The organism is Lysinibacillus sp. S1, assembly GCF_044986265.1.
Taxonomy (GTDB): Bacteria; Bacillota; Bacilli; order Bacillales_A; family Planococcaceae; genus Lysinibacillus; species Lysinibacillus capsici.
Genome location: NZ_CP173154.1, coordinates 3629781 through 3649028, shown reverse-complemented (window position 1 = coordinate 3649028; position 19248 = coordinate 3629781). Strand labels below are relative to the sequence as shown.

Below are 19248 nucleotides of genomic sequence, written 5' to 3'. Positions count from 1 at the left end.
CAATGAAGCAACCATTTATTTTAGAAAAAATAGAATTTACAAAACGACAAACAGAAGCAGTAAACTATAAAGGCGATCAAATGTTATTACGTGGTATTGCTGGTAGTGGTAAAACACTAGTTTTGATGGGTAAGGCAGTTAAAGTAGCAAGAAAATATCCGAATGATAAAATAGTATTCATTTGCTATGGAGAGCCTTTATCAAAGGCAATTGGCGAACAACTAAACGAAGCTGGATTCAATAATATTACAGTCATTAATTTTAATAAGTGGATTTCTGCTGTTTGCCGTAGTATGAAAAAAGTAAGCTACTTAAGAAAGAACAGGAAAAATCCTAGTAAAGTCATTTTAGAAAATACTTTTGAGCAGTTAGAAGTTATTTACCCAAATCATCGATTTATTAAAGATGAACGCTTTATAGATTTCATACTAGAAGAGATTAGCTGGATTAAAGGTTCTGCAAATACAACAAAGGAAAAATATTTAGTTGCATCTCGTCGAGGTCGTGGTGGCAAAGTCAATGTTTCAAAAGCTGATCGTGAAGTTTTATTTGATATTTACACAACTTATGAGGTAGAAAAGAAGGGTAAACATGACTACGATGACGATGCGTTATATGTTTATAATAATTTAGATGACTTGCCAACTTCTCAAAAAATGGATCATATATTCATTGATGAAGCACAGGATTTACCAAAGACAGCATTAACAGTTTTAATTAATGCTGCTCAAAAGACATGTACAGTTGGGGCTGATCTAGGACAAAAAATTTATTCGACTTCATTCACTTGGAACGAAGTTGGACTAAACGTTTTAGGTGGACGTACAAAGATTTTAGGTACTTCCTTCCGTTCTACAAAGCAAATCGTACTTTTAGCAGAAAGCTTGCAAGCTCATGATGAGATTCGAAAAGATGAGGAATATACAGCACTTTCAATTCCTGATATCGAAGGCGACATACCAAAGCTTTTCATCTTAAAATCTAAGGAAGGACATGACGAAGCATTAATAAATGCCCTAAAACAAACTCGTTCAGAGGACCCTGAAGGATCTATCGGTGTTTTAATCCGTAACTGGGAAACTTATTGGGGTATTCGTTTGCAAACTGTTTATAAAAAGGGGTTACGTCAAAAATTTAACGACAACTGTTTGAACCACGACATTATTAAAAACGGTGAAAATGGATCCCATTTAAAACCCGGCATTCATATCACATCTTTCCATACTGCAAAGGGCTTAGAATTCGATTATGTTTATGTTGTAGATTTAGTAGACCCTACACAGGCAGAAAAATTAGGTGAGGAATTTGACTGGAACGTTGAACGTCGACTCCTATACGTAGCTATGACTCGCGCCCGCGCCTCTCTTGGCTTATTTACTTACAATGAAAATACGAAATTGATTACAGAATTTGATTCCAAATTAATGGATAAGATTTACTTATAAAATTAATCTCTCCCTCCATTAATAAAGGAGCATAATAATATATTAAAGGTACTACTACCGAAATTAATATATAAACTTTCATATTTAAGTTTTAAACTGTATATAAAAGTAGAAGACTGGATGTGACTATTTCACAGTCTAGTCTTCTACTTTTTCTTTCACACAATCACTCTCCCTCCAATTAGTGTGGTGATTTTCGATAATGAAAAAATTGTATATGGTTAAAATCACTATTTTTTCCAACGTATAAACGCATTAGCGAATTCATTACTATGGAATATAATTATCTAAATAATTCCACAGTTTTTTTAACAATCAGTTCGAATCTAGTTAGCCAACTGCTATCATATATATATAAACATCTTTTTTATATTTTTATTTATGTCTATTAAAAATTAATAAGGTCTCTTTGACTGAAAAACTAATTACTATTTTACCTTTTTCATTTAACAAAATTCTATTTTTATAGATGTCCCTCAAAAATTTCCTGATGCTCATTTTAGAGCCTACTTCTTTTTATCAAATAATCCGTTAATTCTTCTAATCGGAGTTTAAACCCATTATTCAATATAGTATAGAGCAAAAAAGAACGCTGATTTTTTGCTCAAACAGAACAATCACAGCGGTTTATATAGATGAAGAAATCCAATATCAGATCGTGCTGTTGCCAACCTCTGATTTGGTCTGGATCACATAGCTGTTGCTCGATACCAGTTGTTTCAAAAACTTATCTCAAATTTAGCTTGGAGATAAATATTAAATGGTGATAGTACACCTAAAAATATAAGGAGCTAACACTCAATGGGCAGGAGTGACAGAAATATCGCCAAGTGCATTAGCGACTACTTTTTAAAGTAGGTTACTTATTACATTTAGTCATTGGATTTTTTGTCTGCGGACATTGACCTCACTTCTCATTTTTTAAAGTGAAGCTTACTTTAGAGTAAGCATAAGTGAGCTGCACCCGCTACATTAGCGTTAAGCATTATTGCTTAAAGTTGTGCAAATTTATTACTTAACACTTTAATATCGTTATGAAATTGTATAGGACCATATAGACAGTATGTATTATGAGAAAGGAACGCTTGCTATTGCAGGCTTTTTCTATATCCCATTATATAAATTTCATAAAGATAAGCTAATTGCAAATATGGGTGGGGTCTGCCCTTTTTTATACAACTATGAAGGAAGGAATGTTTGTTATCGGAAATCGAGGATGGATTAAAACAGAAAGAGAGATTCGTATGGCCATATCTACTAATGAAGATGTGAGCAATAAAGGTGCCTATTTAAACTTGATGTTGCAATTAAATAAAATTGCTAGACATGCAAAAGGTGTTAGTGTGAATAAAACACTACCTCAATACTACAATCATATGGACTTATTTTGCCGTTTCGTAGCTGACAACTATAATTTAAAAACGCTTGCTAACATTCAAAATAAGCATCTCGTAGATTATGTAATTGAACGACAAAGCGAGGGCAAATCCGCTTCTACAATAAAAAATGATTTAGCTGCTATCAGATATTTTCATGATCAAATCCCTAACCCTCGTTATCAGCTAAGTAGCAATCAAATTTTAAGCGAAAATTATAATGAATTCCATTTAGAGAGAAGGCGCTTTGGTGGAGTTGATCGTCGTCCTACCGAACTGGAATATCAAGCCTTAGTAAGATTGGCACAACAATCTAATTCTTCTTCCCTTGCACTTATTATTATGCTGTGTCGTGAACAGGGCTTACGTGTACATGAAGCGGTTAGACTAAGCCGTGTGGATGCTGAAAAAGCATTACGTGAAGGCTTTCTAACTGTTAAAGGAAAAGGTGGCCTAATAAGACAAATCCCCTTACAAACTCAATCATTTAGTGTTTTACAAGATGCAATGCAACAGGTCAATCGTGGAGAGAGACTTTTTGTTTTGCGAGATCAGAAAGCGCATCAAGTAATTCAACGTGTGCAAGATTTTATTAGGAATAATCGCCAAAAAGTATTAGACCCACTCAACACTCGGCCAAAGGGTGTTGAAATTACAATGCATAGTTTTAGACATGCCTATGCAAAAGAACAATATGAATTATTTATTGAAAAAGGTTATACAGAAGGAGATGCACGATTAGCAGTCTCTAAATTAATTGGTCACAACCGTGAGGATGTTACACGAATTTATTTAGCTGAATAAAATTTGTAATTACTCTAGTAATATCATTTTTTGCAGATATAATGTTTTAAAATATCAAAGGATGTGGTTAAAATACGAAATCAACACGAAGAAAATGAACAAATTGTAGAATTAGAAAAAAAAATTAATTCATTGGAACGCTTATTAAAAATTGAAACATATCGATTAAAAGAAGCAATTGGAGCATGGAGACGTAAAATTGAAGGGAGAGGGTTACGTAAAGACTCTATTAGAGAAGGCTTCAATGCTGAAAGAGGAACACATTATAAAGTATTTGTCTTAGATTTACCTGGGGATTTAGAGATTGAGTTTGTGTTAGATATTATTAAAAATGAAATGTTAGAAGACTTATATCCCTTTACTTTTCGCAAGGTTGATTTTTCGCGCCGCTATAAAGGTTGGTTAATGGAGGTAGAAAGAACTTTAAATAAAGAAATGCAACTAGAAACAGATTTTTTAATGAAATACTATAGTCAAAACTAAAAACTCATTTTCCATATAATCAAAACAGAATAATACAAAACACAAAGAAAGGAGCTTATTCCATCTCTTTATGTTTTGTATTATTTAGTCATTAATAAGGTACCATCTTTAAACCCCATCAAAATGTCACTCTCTACTAATTCTGATCCCATATTTAATCTAAGTAGAATTTAAATTCGATATAAAGGTATTTATAATCTCTCTATTTCTTTCAGTAAACTCCATTTTCTTAGTAGTTTCTCTCTCAATTTCTTTATATAGTAGAAAGAGTTCTTTTTCTAAATTACTTTTACGTTCTTGTTCAACAATAATTTTATTTTTAAAACCATGGATCTGTTTACTTAAATTTGATGTACATTCACTATCTCTTACATCCAATGGACTGTTATTTAATAACCTTTTAAAATAACCTTTCTTTGTTTGCTTTATAAAATCTTTAAGCTCATGAACTTTCGAACAATATTCATTTTTCAACAACAAAATATTAAAATCACTTTCAAGATAAAGTAACTTTCTCAAACATACATTTATCTCGTCATTTATCCCAAAAGCTTTCTTATGCAATATATATAAGGACTGCTCTATTCTAAAAATTTCTTCCTGATTTTCATTCCAAGACAATATTACTTTTTCAATTATCCTGATTTTTTTATTTAATACTTGGACTTCTTCATTGGTTTGCATATTCCCTTTCTCAAACTTAAAAAGGAAGCCAATATTTTGATCCAGTCTTTTTATCGCATTCTTTATTAATTTAATTTCTTTTTGATAACTATCAACGTTTTCATATAACAATAGCTTAACATTATTCAAATTTTTACCTTGCCTCTTTAAAAACTGCTGCACTAAATACAATTTATAAATACTTATATAATTAAACTTATAATTTCTCCCCTCTCTTACATTCTCAAGATACTCAAATTTACAAAGGTTTTTAACATAATAGCGGAAACTACTAACGTTCATATTAAGCATTGTAGAGACTTCTAAAGAAGTATAAAGCCTTTTAGCATTTAAAGTTTTAATAAACTCAGGAAAAAGCACCTCTTCCTTATAACCATACTTTGTTAGCACATTATAGATTTTATCTTCTAAAAATAATGATTTAAATTTCTCAATTTCTATGTTGTCATTATTCAATTACGTCACCTCTTGTATACAAGGATTTCCAAATTGAATTTATAAGTTACAAAAAAGCAGTTTTTTAGAAGATTTTACTTACCAAAAAAACTGCACCTTAAATGCCATTTAAAAAGTTATATTTGTTATAGTCCCTTTTCCACGAATATATATTTCACTATTCTTAGCTTCTTTAATTGCTTTATTTACTATTGATACATATTGTGGAGTAGGTACACCCTCATATTCTAACTTTATCCCCACGTAAGGAACACGATAGCCTCTTGCTTCCACTAATGTCCTTAGTTCTTTTAACAATTCAGATGTAATATCTTCATGTGCTAAATTTCGTGTAGCTTCTTCATCCTCTAAACTCTCTACAATTTTGTATACATCCATCGTGAGTTGACCTTTAAAAAGTGCTTTCATCGTTTATCGATCCCCCTGGTATTTTTTCTCTGAGTACAATCCCATCTAAAAAGCCTTGCTTGTATATATCTTGAAATAATAAGTGCTGATAATTAAGAATTGATATTTGTATCGACTCAGAAATCTCTTTAACTTCTTTTTCACTTATGCCTGAAAGAGCTTTGGATAATTTCTGTTTAACATCTTTAACCATTTTATTTTGATGATTCCTAAAAACCTTGTTATGATAAAGCACATCAATCCTTTCATCTATAAATAAAATAAGTGCCGATTCAAAGTTTCCGATAGCGTTCAACCCCATTCCTTACTCATTATGTATATTTACGTTTTAAGTATAATTTATTTTCTATTGATTGTAAAATACAATAACTGTACGATTAATTAAACGATAAAAGTGGAGTTGAAATAATATTTATGAATAACTTGCAAATAGGACAGTTAATACGTTCGTTACGCAAAGAAAATAATTTAAGTATGAGTGATCTTGCTCAAAAATTAGATATTTCTCAAGCATCTATTTCACGAATAGAAAGCGGTATTCAGGAAGCTAATTATGCACTGTTAAGTGAAATTTGCGAACAATTTGGACTAACGCTTAGCTCATTCTTTTTATTACTGGAAAACAAAGTTGATACAACTATTAAAATTCCACAAGATAAATCTCTACTACAAAGTGAAAATATAGATGACGAATTATTTAATATCATTAAAAATTTATCAGAGGAACAAAAAAAGGGATTATATGTACTGTTACTACCCTATATCAGATAATTAACCATAAGAAAAACCTTAGTTTCTCGCATTCAAACGAAAACTAAGGTTTTTAGATTGCCTTTTAAATGTTTTATAAATTTATATCTCATTGTATTTAGTATTTTTTCCAGCAAACTTTTCAATTGGGTATTTTTCATTATTTTTTTGAAGTTTATTATTTATTATTTTTACTAAGTCCAAATCCGTTTCATTCGCAAATAATATCGCATAAATCAAAACATCCGCTAGCTCCTCCTTCATCTTATCTAAATTCTTTTCAACTGCTTCCTCACTTGTTTTCCATTGAAATAGCTCTAATAATTCACTTGCTTCTAATGATAAGGAGAGTGCTAGATCCTTAGGATTATGGAATTGCTGCCAGTTACGTTGGTCTCGGAATTGCAAAATACTTTTACGTAGTTGTTCTAACTCACTTATACTATTCACCTGCTTTTTGATATTCTAAAAGTTTATTGCGCAACGCTTCATCACTTGAATAAATGTACAGACCCCTAATTCCACGCTTCATCAAGATATTGATTGAATTTAGGACGATTTTTTCCTTTGCTTCATTTACATTTTCAATTCCGTCCATACCTGTATATGCACCTTTATCCATATACTTACTCGTATCAATGCTGATTTCATCTTTAACAGCGTCATATTGAACAGATGGCCCAAGCACGACACCAACATAATTTAAATCAAAGCCCTGTATTGTATAAATTGATCCAGCTTCGTGAACGGTTTCTGCTTTTTCTGCCCATGTATATTTCGTACTTGTTGTATTCCACGGCAGTTGGTATTCACCATTGGATTCTTTCACGTAGTAGGTCCCACCATCTTTTTTATGTATGTAATCAAACGTTGATACAACACGACTTAAACCGTGCTGAGTATTTTGGGATTTAATTTCATCATGCATGTCCTTCAAAGATTCAAATACTTTAAATTCATAGTTTTTATCTTTAGGAAGCGGCAATAATTTTTTTCGCTTGAATTCGTTTATCCAATTGATTACGTCATCATTTGCTTGCATGCGAAATTGATTTGTTAACTGGTATTCTTCGTGAAAAGTACTTAATTTCTTAAGCCCTTCTAGTGTTGCTGCTCCCCATAGACTCTTCAGTTTTAATACTTGATCTTGATCATAAATAATGACAACTACCTTTGCTAGCTTCAAAAACTCCTCTAAATGATTATTGCCGTGGAATCCATTATAAGTATCTGGCTTTGTTAGCAATAAATGTGCTTCATCTACGAAAATGATATCAGCCTTTTTTCCCTCTTTTTGCAACATATTAATCAGAGATGTAGGTTTTGCAAAGTTTTTCCCTTTTAAATGTTTCACTTGTTTTGCTATGTTTTTATATGTTTTAAACATTTCCTCATGGTTCACAGCTAGATAATTTTCTGTACGATATAAATTTGAAGATGCTTCTTCTACTCTTTCTTGAATCGTATTGAAAATAGAACTTAACACAACGCTTTTTCCAACGCCCGCTTCACCTTCAATGATTAATAGACTTCCATATTCGCTTGTGTTTTGAGTAACCCGTTTCTCGCAAAACTCGAGTACTTTATCTTTTAATTCAAGTTGTTCTAAAGATAAATCTTTGAAAGGAGATAATTTAAAAATATCTTTGTTTTCAATTACATGTAACTCATTGTCAACAAGCTTTTGTTCATATAGTTTTTGCCAAAGTTCTTTAAATAGTTGTTGATCGTAATAAGATTTATTGTAGTAGTTATGAGTAAAATCGTTAGCCGTCTTACTTTTATTTTGAAGCGTATATTTTTCATCACCAAGGAAATAGTTAATCAGTTTTGTCTCTAGATGAAAGGTTGCTGATCGATTAAAGTGTTCGTGCTTAATCAAATTTACTTGTTGAATATTTTTACGTGCTTTTAAATGAGCTTTCATACGATTTTTAAAATAAACCGTTTCACCAATATAAGCTTCTTTATTGCCATTCAAAACATAAATAACTGGATAATTTAAATACTGCTCTTTGTTGTTGATTTGATTAATGCTTTCTTGTATAAAAGGCCATGATAGTATTTCGATAGCTGTCATTTCTTTTCTCCTTATCACAATACTACGTATATATAATTTAACTAGTCATAATTTATGTTACTATTTTATCATAATTATCCCTTTTTACTTGTAATAGACTTCTGATCAAATGGAAGCTAATATTTCCGCACCAATTACTACTAGGGGTTAACTTAGCATACCTTACAGGTACATAAACACCCTATTCTCTATCTCCTACTTTAAATCCTTCAGCTACCTTCAGTTACTAGAACCCTCTATAATGGTGTTGAAATGTTTAATAACTGCAAATCGCAATGGTGGGGATACATCACTATCACACTTTTTTATTTATGTGTAAAACCTGCAAAAAACCATTTGATGGGGAAAAGTTACTTTCCGTGTTTTACGATTTGTTAATAAAAAATACTATGGAATTTGATGGATAAATCATTTGCTGTTTATTTCCTATAAAAAAAGATATAATACTAGTAAAGAAAGGCAAACGGAGGGATTTTTATGACAAGATTTTTAAAATCGTTAGAAGCCCATATGAAAGAACCGGAGCTTAATCTGAATTTTTCAAAGACCGTTCAACCTAACAAAAAACTAATTAAGAAAAATGAAGCTGCCTATAACCAAGCAAAAGAAAATTTTTATTTGGCACAAGACAAATAAAATAAATTCATTCCTTACCTTCTAAATAGGTAAGGTTTTTTTTTATAAATAATATTAATCTAGAAGTTATTCAATATTTAAGGAAGTATATCGAGAGCTTCACAAGAGCCAAGAACCATCTTGTTCATGCTATAAAATTTTACTATCAATTCATCTTAATCATGTTGATAATCTTCAGATAAATCATTTTCAATATAAGAAGTAAGTATGAGAATATCTCGTACTCTAAGCTCACTAGAGTCCTGAATTTTTCATATTTATAAATACACCTCTATACAATATGGATAATTTTTCATTAGAAAAACCTTAGTTTCTGCATTAAACAGTAAACTAAGGTTTTTATATACAGCTATTAAGACTGATAAAAGAATTTATATTCAGTATTACATTGTACTTCATCTAATTATTAAATCTTCCAATGTCTTATCGTTTAATCGGTAAATAACAGACATAATTCCTCATCTATTTGCTCGTTCTCAATGTTTTATACGTCTTTTTCCTTTGAAAACACGCCCCTTATAAAATATTAGGACTCATATTTCATCAGAGATATGTTTTGTTTCATTTTTTTTAATGAAAAAGCGTCTCATAAATATGACCCCCTAATTCAAACTTTTTGCGCAATAGGAGGTCATTTGATAAGTATTCAGTTCTGTTAAAACTAGGTTTTGTAAATCTTAGCATACTGTCTTTAATTTTTCAACTTCTACCAAAAGAAATAAAAGAAGAAATAAATAAAAATTACTCTTAAAAAAATAAAATCTGGCGGGTATATTGTTTAGACAAAAAGCAAAGGAGCCAACAAAATGACAGAACCAGAATTTAAACAATATCTAGAAGAGTTGAAAAATGAAATTATTACAGCTATTACTAAGCAAATATCCAAACCTGAGAAACAGTTACTAACTATTAGAGAAGCGGCTGAATATTTAGGAGTTTCGTATAACACCTTTCAAAAATTTAAATGTGAAGGGCTAAAAGTATTTGAAATTGATGGTACTAAACGAATCTATAAACACGAATTAGATAAATTTATAGAAAAAAATAGCTACTAGCAAACGGAGGAGTTATTATGGCAAAAATAAAAGCAATTAAATCATATAAGTTAGTATCAGGGGAAACAAGATATAAATTCAAGATTTATCTAGGAACCACTTCTACCGGTAAACGAATTGAAACTACTCGACGTGGTTTTAAAACAATAACAGCTGCAACAAATGAATATTTACGACTTAAAATAAAATTTAAAGAAGGCTATCGCCCTGAAAAAAAGACATTTAGTGATATTTATAATGAATGGTTATCAATTTATCGAAAATCCGTTAAACCTTCGACATATCATAAAACAAAACAACTTTTTCATGATCATATCCTGCCTTGTTTAGGTCACATTAAAATTCAATCTATTACTTACAAACATTGCGAAAATGCAGCATACATTTGGTATGATCAATTAAAAAAACACAAAACAGTCGAACATTATGCAGCCAAAGTATTTGATTATGCGATGAAATTAGATGTTATTGAACGAAATCCCATGAAGGCAGTTACGACACCCATTAAAAAGCAAAAAGAATCCACCAAAGACTACTATAGCCGTGAAGAACTAATAGAGTTTTTAGAAGCTACTAAAAATGAAGATATAAAAAAATATGCATATTTACGGTTACTATGCTATACAGGTATTAGGCGTGGAGAAGGTTTTGCCTTACAATGGAGTGACATCAATTTTGATAAAAAGGAAATTACAATAAACAAAGCTGTTACCTATGATGAAAATGGGAAACTAATAATTTCTTCCACTAAAACATCTGATCATAGACTATTAAAGATTGATGATCGCACACTTGAAATTTTAAATGAGTGGAAAACAATTCAATCCGTTTTGCATTATAATTTAAGTAGCTATAGCCTTGTATTTTCTGATAAGAAAAATAATATTACTTATCCATCTAAGGCTTGGGACTGGTGCAATAATATCCAAGAAAAATATAAACTCAAAAAGATTTCTCCCCATGATTTAAGACGTACACATGCAACAATGTACTATATAAGTGGTGCAACACCATATGAAATAAAGAAAAGGTTAGGTCATAGCTTTAAAGATATTACTTCAGATGTTTATATTATCGAAACGGATGAAATCAAGACTAATGCATTTAAAAATTTTATTCAATATATGAACTATTAGAACAAGTTTTTTAGCTTGTTCTTTTATTTTTCTACAAACTCTAATTTGTCTTTAAACGCTATAAATAATATGATAAATATGTAAGGTACTACTCACCTTACACTCTGTCTCCGTAAGCAGAACAGAGGAGGAATTACTTTGGCGAGAAATCCCCAAATCAAAGAGTACACATTAAAAGATGGAGAAAAGCGTTTTATGTTTAAGTTTTACCTTGGTACAGATTCATTAACTGGGAAGCCTTTAACTACTACTCGACGTGGTTTTAAATCACGTAAAGAAGCTCAAGATGCTATGAATCAGTTACAGCTCGAGGTATACAGTGGCACATATAAAAAACAACAATATGAAACTTATCAAGATATTTATAACATGTGGGTTGAGCAGTACGAAAACAGCGTTGAAGAAAGTACATTTGTAAAAACTATTGGTATCTTTAAAAATCACATTTTACCTGCTATGGGTACTTATAAAGTTGACAAGATTGATATTGCAACTTGCCAAAAGCATGTAAATCAGTGGGCTAAAAAGCTAAAGCGGTTTCGCATGGTTAAGTCCTATGCTGCAAAAGTTCTCGATTATGCGATTAAACATGTCTACATTGATAAAAATCCTTTTACATTGGTTGAGATGCCTAAGAAGCGAAAGCAAATCGTTTTAGATGAGGCAGAATTTGAAAACTTTTACGAACGAGAACAATTAATAAAACTACTTCAAAGCTTTGAACAGCAAGATAATCTAATGGTTTATACAATATTTCATGTATTGAGCTATTCAGGTATGCGTAAAGGCGAGTTATTAGCACTGACGTGGAATGATATCAACTTTGAAAGAAGTGAAATTCGTATTAACAAAGCGATTTCACGCGGCAAGGATTGTCAATTGTACCTGAAGACAACTAAAAATGGTGTAGTGCGAACAATTAAAATGGATGAAACGTCAATGTCTTTACTATTAAAATGGAAGTTCCAGCAAAGTAAGATTTATTTAGAAAAAGGCATTAATACATCTAATAAAAAACAACTCGTATTTAGCAATAAACATAACCGCTTCATCCAACCTGTTCAAACGCAAAAGTGGCTTCATAAAGTAATTGATAAATATAAGCTTCAGCCTATTACTACACATGGTTTACGCCATACCCATTGCTCACTATTATTTGAAGCGGGTGCAAGTATTAAAGAAGTACAGGAAAGGCTAGGACATACAGATGTTAAAACGACAATGGACATTTATACGCATGTAACCAAGAAAACCAAAGCTAGCACAATTGAAAAGTTTGATGCATACATCAATGCACGCTAATTCTTTGACCCAATTTTGACCTAGTTTGACCCCAAAAATGACCCAAAACCGTTTGATATCAGTTGAAAGTTTTTGAAATAAAAAAAGCGCCAAACCCTTGATATACCAAGGGTTTTGACACTGTTTGAAATCATGTTGTTTCGTATGTATGGAGACGGCGGGAGTCGAACCCGCGTCCAAAGACTCCAATACTTCAGCTTCTACGCGTGTAGTTTGCCTATTTACGATTCACGTAACATTATGCCGACAAACAGGCGTCCTGTACGCTAACCTGGAAATCTCTTGCCGATGACTCAGGTGGCACCATCGACCGTATCCCACTAAAGTTGGGCCCCACGTTCTCTACATGGGCGATAGAGAGGCAGAGCGCTTACGAGCTTACGCTGCGAAAGCTAAGTTTTGTTGTTTGCCAGTTATTATATAACTGTCGTTGATGACGGAGCCGAGCCCTCCGACGCGCGACCAAAGCTTGAACCATCCCTGTCGAATCCGTAACGTCCCCTTGAATATGAAGCGAAGCGGCTTGGCCTCGTTCAAACAAAGAGCTAGAATTGCTTCTAGTACGGTGGGAGCTTAAAAGTACGCTTCCATGAAATCTGGCAATCAGTAATACATATTATAAAACAAAATGAGAGAGAGTTCAAGTGTACCGCTTTAATAGAAAAAATTGGCTTAGCTATAAATACTATCCGCCAGATTAAGTCTGCTATCCATCACTTTTGCTACTCTATCCGCCACTTTCCAACCTCTATCCGTTACTTTCACCATTCTATCCGCCAAACTCGCTCGCCCCTCCCAACAACGAAAAAACTCACCGCTATCGCAGTGAGCTTTCTCTAAATCTATTAATATTGATTTTTTGCTTTGAAGACACGTTCCATCTCGCGTTTGGCTTCTTTTTTGCGCATGTCGCTGCGCTTGTCGTAGTCTTTTTTCCCTTTACCAATGCCGATTAGAAGCTTGGCGTAGCCATCCTTGATGTACATTTTCAGTGGAACGATTGTGTAGCCGTCACGTTTTACGGCACCGACTAGCTCGCCGATTTGCTTTTTGTGGAGCAGCAGCTTGCGGGTGCGTAGTGGATCGTGATTGAAGCGGTTGCCTTGTTCAAAGGCGCTAACGTGCATATTGTTGATCCATGCTTCGCCATTGCGGACGCGGACAAAGGAGTCTTTCAGTTGAACTTTGCCTGCACGGATGGATTTGATTTCTGTACCTGTTAGGACCATGCCTGCTTCGATTGTTTCTTCGATGAAGTAGTCGTGGCCTGCTTTTTTGTTTTGTGCTAATACTTTACCAGAACCTTTTGCCATATCTTTCACCCTCTACTTAAAAGGTTGAGCTTAAGCGAAAGCACCCTTTCAATGGATACTTTCGCTTAGGCTTATTTACGTTTTGTTTTTTTCTTTTTGCCTTTTTTGGCAATGCCCTCATAGAACTTTTGCTTTTGCTTCACGCGTTTTTTAGGACCTGGGCTTGAGTCATCTTTGCGGCGTCCACGTGGATCACGGTCACTTTCACGTCGTTCACCTTGCTTTGATGATGAGCTACGAGTTCCACGGTCATCCTCTTGACGACCGCCTCTACGATTGCCACCACGCCCGCCTTTTTCCTCATCACTGCGTGTGCTTCGGCGACTGCGTCCACCTTTGTTATCGCTGTAATTTTTACGTGCATGAATAACAGTTGGTGCTGCTTTGCGTGTTCGTCCATATGAAGTTACCATTCCAACGATTTCAAAGTCAATGGATGACTCCTCAATAATGACATTTGCCACACGAACTGTCACTTCATCCCCAATACGGAATTGGCGATTCGTTCGTTCCCCGATCATAATCATTTGACGATCATCGAAGCGGTAGTAATCATCAGTCATATTACTAATATGGACAAGTCCTTCGATGGTGTTTGGTAGCTCCACGAAAATACCGAAGTTTGTAATGGATGAAACAATTCCTTCGAATTCTTCGCCAATTTTGTCGGACATATATTGTGCTTTTTTCAGTGCGTCTGTATCACGTTCTGCATCAACAGCACGACGTTCACGCTCAGATGTGTGGTCAGCAATTTCATCCATTGCCATACTCCACTGTGCAATGGTTTCTCTCGATGTATCCTTGTTAATTAAATACGTGCGAATTAAACGGTGTACAACTAAGTCAGGATAACGACGAATTGGTGATGTGAAGTGTGTATAGAAATCCGTTGATAAGCCAAAGTGTCCAAGACTTTCTGGGTAGTACTTCGCCTGCTGCATTGAACGTAGGAGCATCGTTGAGATAACAGGCTCCTCTGGCATACCTTCAATTGCCTTCAAAACATCCTGTAATGCCTTAGGATGAACGGTATTACCAGTACCCTTAATTAAAATCCCGAAATTCGTGACAAATTCAAAGAAGCGTTGAAGCTTTTCAGGCTTTGGATCTTCGTGAATACGGTATAGAAACGGTACATTCATCCAGTGGAAGTGCTCTGCCACTGTTTCATTGGCAGCTAGCATGAAATCTTCAATTAATTTCTCCGCTACTGTTCGTTCACGTAATTCAATATCAACGGGCCATCCTTCTTCGTTTACGATCACCTTAGATTCTTTGAAGTCAAAGTCAATAGCTCCTCGCATTTCGCGTTTACGGCGTAAAATACCAGACAGCTCAGCCATGTTTTTAAACATTGGAACAAGTGGCTCATAGCGTTCAATTAATGCCTCATCTTGCTCCTCTAAAATTTTGTAAACGTCCTTATACGTCATACGCTCAGTCGTTTTAATGACACTTTGGAAAATTTCGTGTGCAACCACATTACCATTCGCATCAATAATCATTTCACAGGATAGTGTTAAACGATCAACCTGTGGATTTAATGAACAAATGCCGTTTGATAAACGATGTGGAATCATTGGAATGACACGGTCTGTTAAATAAACACTTGTCGCACGATCGTAAGCTTCAATGTCAATGACTGAGCCTTGTGTTACATAATAACTTACGTCTGCAATATGTACGCCAAGCTTATACGTACCATCTACATTTTTGGTTACGGTTACAGCATCATCCAAATCCTTTGCATCTGCACCATCAATTGTCACAATCGTTTCATGACGTAAATCACGACGACCTACTAAATCGGCCTCGGTAATTTCATCGGGCACGCGCTGTGCAGCAGCAATGACTTCATCTGGGAATTCAGGTGGAATGTCATGCTTATATAAAATGGATAAAATGTCCACACCTGGATCATTTTTATGCCCTAAAATTTTTGTAATATAGCCTGTAGCGGATTTTAAATCCTCTGGCCATGTTGCTACCTCAACAACAACCTTATGTCCATCGACAGCTCCTAATGTATCTCCTTTGGCAATAAAGATATCCATTGGTAGCTTTTTATCGTCTAGGACAACAAAGCCGAAGCCACGGTTAGCCTGAAATGTGCCGACAAAGCTTGTTTGACCGCGCTCAACGACCTTTGTAACCGTACCCTCACGTCGATCACCAAATGATTCCTTTAAAACACGAATCAGAACGATGTCTCCGTTAATGGCACCGTTAATTTCATGCGGCGGAATGAACACATCATCCATGCCCTCGACATCAGGTGTCACGAAGCCAAAGCCCTTCGCATGTCCGATAAATTTACCTCTTAGTAAATTCATACGCTCTGGTAGGCCATAGCGATTGGAGCGAGAGCGTACAACTAAGCCTTGCCCCTCCATGCGGACAAGTGTTTTCACAAGCTCCTTGAACTCCTCCGCATCCTCAAAGCCGAATTCATCCTCGATTTCACCGACGGTTAGTGGTTTATAATCATCTTTGCTGAAAAAATCGAGTAAACGACTTTGTAGTGTATCTTTTTGATCTTTCATACATATTCCCTCCTTCATGAGAAAATCCTATTTATAATTATTGTGCCCAATTTAGTCTTTCTAAAAAGCGATAAATGTCCTCATGTAATTGATCTTTTTCTTGATCTAATGTAATAACATGTTTTGAGTTTTCATACCACTTGATGTGCTTTTCAAGTGACTCAGTTTGATTATATATAATGTTGGCAGATTCTGTCTCTATTACTTCATCATTTGTAGCTTGTACGACGAAAATAGGCGCGTAAATCATGTCAATTTCTTGACGAGTGCGAGCTATAAATTCTCGTAGCTGCTGTAGAGATGGCATGCCTTTGTCAGCAATGCTTGCAACTTCAGCTTCAATTTGCTCTTCCTGTTTCCCTTGGAACTTTTTATAGTCCCTTGCATATTTCAAGACACCCTCAAACATAACGTCGGTTGTACGCATTGTCATAGGGGCACACATTGTCACAATTCCTTTAACAGGATTATTTAATGCAACGTTTAATGCCATAACACCGCCTAATGAAAGGCCAGCAACGGCTATTTCCTGATAGCCAGCATCCTGTAACTGTTTGTAGGCGGCAATAACATCCTGCCACCAGTCTGCTGGACCTGTTGTGATTAGTTCTTCTGGTTCCACACCGTGACCTTTATAGTGAGGTGCTAATGTAGTATACCCTTTTTTCTCTAAAAATCTACCAAGCATTCGTACGTCTGCAGAGCTTCCTGTGAAGCCGTGTAATAATAAAACAGCACGTGGTCCTGCCTGAAAGAAAAATGGCTGTGATAATGATTTGTTCACTGTAAGCACTCCTTCATTCTAAAACACTTATACATACTATACCCATTCTCGTCATCTCAATGATGCCCAGCGGATGACATTGGTTATTGCATTACCATTCATTTATTACTCCAGAGAGAGAATTTACCATTTAACAATGATAAAAGAAAACGCCCAACCAATTCGGTTAGGCGATATATCTTCAACTATTAGATTTTTGTAATAGCGATTGCTAATAAAAAGAAAACTATAGCTAACACAATTGTTGCACGGTGAAGGATTAAATCCATACCACGTGCTTTTTGCTTTCCAAATAGTTGCTCAGCTCCACCCGAGATGGCACCTGATAAGCCTGCACTTTTACTAGATTGAAGTAATACCACAACGATTAACGCTAATGATACGATAACTAATGAAACTAATACTACTGTATGCATTCACTGCACCTCCCGAACTTTGAAACATCACAACAGACTACATTATAACAAAAAAAGGTTGTGATGACAAACTTCGCTTTATGTTTTGCTGGAAATTTTCCGCCTCATGCTTCCATCCTTGTCGACTTATGCTACTATTTGTGGATGTCACTCCCTATAAATTAAATTATAATGGCAAAAATGAATTTTTTTGGAGGGTGGGAAAATGAATAAAAAAATAGCAGCGCTGCTTGTGCTATGCTGCATGATTCCGTTTCTTACTGCATGCTCAAAGGCCATTGACCTACTTCTTGAGGAAGAGGATGTAACAACTACGACCTTAGCAGAAGAAACAGAGAATGATATGAAGAAGCCAGAAAGTAAAGCGTTATCTGCCTCTTTTTCACCTAATGATCTTTTTTCAACCTCATTATTTAAGGATGATCCTGCCTTACTACAATTCACTAAAAAAGTCGAAAAACAAGTAGCAAAGTTTGAACAGCACTTTGAAGTCCCTTATACCGGGAAGCTACACTTCGAAGATTTTGAGGTGCAGCTGAATGACTTAAATAGCCTGCTTTCTTTCGTTGATCCCTATACAGCTGGTTATTTTCTTACTTATGAATGGACGGCTTGGGAAACCGAGGATGGCTATTTGGTAGAGTTGTCGATTGATTACTTAACAGATGCCAAAAAGGAGCAAAAGGTCGATCAATATGTAGAGGCTTTTGCTGACCAGTATATTACGACAGATATGACAGATTTTGAACGTGCTAAAATCATTAATGATACGGTCGTACAGTTAGCCACTTATACAGAACAAGGCTCTACTGAGGGACAAACGGTTTTTGAGCTGATAGACGAGGAAACTGCGGTATGTCAAGCCTATGCTCTACTAGCTTATCGCCTACTATTAGCATCGGATGTAGAAGCTAAATACGTATATGGCTATAGTGAGGATCAGCTGCATGCTTGGAATTTAGTCAGTATCGATGGCAATTGGTATCATCTTGATACAACGTGGAATGATGTGGATTCAGCGGAGCCTTATGCGATTTCCTATGAATACTTTTTAGTCAGTGATGAAAAACTAAGCCAAGATCATTTATGGGTAAATGAAAATTATTTTACTGCTACAAATAACAATTATGATTTTATGCATGATATGTGGTATGCCAATACTGTGGATGATGTGATTTATTATAATAGTATCAATGATAATATGGTCTATTCCTATAATTTAGACACAAATGAAAACAATCAAATTACAGAAACGGCATGCTATTATTTAGCTACTTATGATGATTTCATTTATTGCAGTGACTATGACAATGCCGGTTATTTAACAAAAATTAATGTCCAGGACGGCTCCGAAGAAGTCTTATTTGAAGATGAAGTCCTCAACTTGTACATTGAAGAAGACATTTTATATTATGAAACAATTGATGGCGCACAACATCAGGAAAATTTGTAATGCCCCAAAAGAATCTGTGTGACTTTTACACAGATTCTTTCCTTCCCCAATATTTACATAATTACCATATTCCATTAACAAACCTTTAACGCTAGCTTTACACCATTCCTTTACACTTACA

Annotated in this window: 18 protein-coding genes and 1 other RNA gene; 9 read left to right on the top strand and 10 right to left on the bottom strand. The window is 34.5% G+C overall.

Annotation, left to right across the window (positions count from 1 at the left end):
• The first annotated feature begins 2 nt into the window (after nucleotides 1–2).
• From ACHZEU_RS18190 to ACHZEU_RS18180, 3 genes are all read left to right on the top strand, one after another.
• Nucleotides 3–1445, top strand: a complete 1443-nt coding sequence (locus tag ACHZEU_RS18190) for a 3'-5' exonuclease (RefSeq protein WP_279496016.1) — start codon at nucleotides 3–5, stop codon at nucleotides 1443–1445.
• 1181 nt (nucleotides 1446–2626) lie between these two features.
• Nucleotides 2627–3625, top strand: coding sequence for a tyrosine-type recombinase/integrase (locus tag ACHZEU_RS18185; RefSeq protein WP_279496018.1), 999 nt, complete (start codon nucleotides 2627–2629; stop codon nucleotides 3623–3625).
• A 63-nt stretch (nucleotides 3626–3688) separates the two neighbouring features.
• Nucleotides 3689–4108 (top strand): hypothetical protein, encoded by a 420-nt coding sequence (locus ACHZEU_RS18180; RefSeq protein ID WP_279496020.1) that lies wholly within the window; start codon nucleotides 3689–3691, stop codon nucleotides 4106–4108.
• A 159-nt stretch (nucleotides 4109–4267) separates the two neighbouring features.
• Here ACHZEU_RS18180 and ACHZEU_RS18175 read toward each other — a convergent pair whose 3' ends face one another.
• The 3 genes from ACHZEU_RS18175 to ACHZEU_RS18165 form a co-directional block, all read right to left on the bottom strand.
• Nucleotides 4268–5248 (bottom strand): hypothetical protein, encoded by a 981-nt coding sequence (locus ACHZEU_RS18175; protein WP_279496022.1) that lies wholly within the window; start codon nucleotides 5246–5248, stop codon nucleotides 4268–4270.
• A 108-nt stretch (nucleotides 5249–5356) separates the two neighbouring features.
• Nucleotides 5357–5656: a hypothetical protein gene (locus ACHZEU_RS18170; protein ID WP_103118773.1), complete on the bottom strand. Its 300-nt coding sequence runs from the start codon at nucleotides 5654–5656 to the stop codon at nucleotides 5357–5359.
• A complete protein-coding gene (locus tag ACHZEU_RS18165) occupies nucleotides 5640–5957 on the bottom strand; it encodes a hypothetical protein (RefSeq protein ID WP_103118774.1) in 318 nt (105 codons plus the stop codon). Before ACHZEU_RS18165 ends, ACHZEU_RS18170 begins: the two co-directional genes overlap by 17 nt.
• 122 nt (nucleotides 5958–6079) lie before the next feature.
• On the opposite strand from ACHZEU_RS18165, the gene ACHZEU_RS18160 reads away from it, so the two are divergent.
• Nucleotides 6080–6427 carry a helix-turn-helix domain-containing protein gene (locus tag ACHZEU_RS18160; RefSeq protein WP_404803604.1) on the top strand — a complete coding sequence of 116 codons (348 nt, stop codon included), beginning with the start codon at nucleotides 6080–6082 and terminating at the stop codon, nucleotides 6425–6427.
• An 81-nt stretch (nucleotides 6428–6508) separates the two neighbouring features.
• Here the strand turns inward: ACHZEU_RS18160 and ACHZEU_RS18155 are convergent, their stop codons facing one another.
• Both ACHZEU_RS18155 and ACHZEU_RS18150 read right to left on the bottom strand, forming a co-directional pair.
• The gene (locus ACHZEU_RS18155) at nucleotides 6509–6856 is read right to left on the bottom strand and encodes a nucleotide pyrophosphohydrolase (protein WP_279496029.1); all 348 of its coding nucleotides are present in this window, start codon (nucleotides 6854–6856) and stop codon (nucleotides 6509–6511) included.
• Complete coding sequence (locus ACHZEU_RS18150) at nucleotides 6849–8486, bottom strand: DUF2075 domain-containing protein (RefSeq protein ID WP_279496031.1); 1638 nt, start codon at nucleotides 8484–8486, stop codon at nucleotides 6849–6851. Before ACHZEU_RS18150 ends, ACHZEU_RS18155 begins: the two co-directional genes overlap by 8 nt.
• Nucleotides 8487–8963: 477 nt before the next feature.
• Between ACHZEU_RS18150 and ACHZEU_RS18145 the strand changes: the two genes are divergently transcribed.
• From ACHZEU_RS18145 to ACHZEU_RS18130, 4 genes are all read left to right on the top strand, one after another.
• Nucleotides 8964–9122 (top strand): hypothetical protein, encoded by a 159-nt coding sequence (locus ACHZEU_RS18145; protein WP_175423075.1) that lies wholly within the window; start codon nucleotides 8964–8966, stop codon nucleotides 9120–9122.
• A gap of 806 nt (nucleotides 9123–9928) precedes the next feature.
• A complete protein-coding gene (locus ACHZEU_RS18140; protein ID WP_101966571.1) occupies nucleotides 9929–10177 on the top strand; it encodes a helix-turn-helix domain-containing protein in 249 nt (82 codons plus the stop codon).
• Nucleotides 10178–10194: 17 nt separating this feature from the next.
• Nucleotides 10195–11313, top strand: a complete 1119-nt coding sequence (locus ACHZEU_RS18135) for a site-specific integrase (protein WP_279496037.1) — start codon at nucleotides 10195–10197, stop codon at nucleotides 11311–11313.
• Nucleotides 11314–11451: 138 nt separating this feature from the next.
• Nucleotides 11452–12615 carry a site-specific integrase gene (locus ACHZEU_RS18130; protein WP_279496039.1) on the top strand — a complete coding sequence of 388 codons (1164 nt, stop codon included), beginning with the start codon at nucleotides 11452–11454 and terminating at the stop codon, nucleotides 12613–12615.
• A gap of 146 nt (nucleotides 12616–12761) precedes the next feature.
• Here the strand turns inward: ACHZEU_RS18130 and ssrA are convergent.
• The 5 genes from ssrA to secG form a co-directional block, all read right to left on the bottom strand.
• Nucleotides 12762–13117: a transfer-messenger RNA gene (gene ssrA, locus ACHZEU_RS18125) on the bottom strand.
• Between the two features lie 343 nt (nucleotides 13118–13460).
• On the bottom strand, nucleotides 13461–13928 hold the full coding sequence (gene smpB / locus ACHZEU_RS18120; protein WP_305193434.1) for an SsrA-binding protein SmpB: 468 nt from the start codon (nucleotides 13926–13928) through the stop codon (nucleotides 13461–13463).
• 71 nt (nucleotides 13929–13999) lie between these two features.
• A complete protein-coding gene (rnr, locus tag ACHZEU_RS18115; protein ID WP_404803603.1) occupies nucleotides 14000–16474 on the bottom strand; it encodes a ribonuclease R in 2475 nt (824 codons plus the stop codon).
• 37 nt (nucleotides 16475–16511) lie between these two features.
• On the bottom strand, nucleotides 16512–17258 hold the full coding sequence (locus ACHZEU_RS18110) for an alpha/beta hydrolase (protein ID WP_404803602.1): 747 nt from the start codon (nucleotides 17256–17258) through the stop codon (nucleotides 16512–16514).
• A 188-nt stretch (nucleotides 17259–17446) separates the two neighbouring features.
• Entirely contained in the window at nucleotides 17447–17674 is a 228-nt protein-coding gene (gene secG, locus ACHZEU_RS18105; RefSeq protein WP_004228101.1) for a preprotein translocase subunit SecG, read from the bottom strand.
• Between the two features lie 205 nt (nucleotides 17675–17879).
• Here secG and ACHZEU_RS18100 point away from each other — a divergent pair, with 205 nt between their 5' ends.
• A complete protein-coding gene (locus ACHZEU_RS18100) occupies nucleotides 17880–19127 on the top strand; it encodes a DUF5050 domain-containing protein (protein ID WP_048390896.1) in 1248 nt (415 codons plus the stop codon).
• Nucleotides 19128–19248 lie beyond the last annotated feature (121 nt).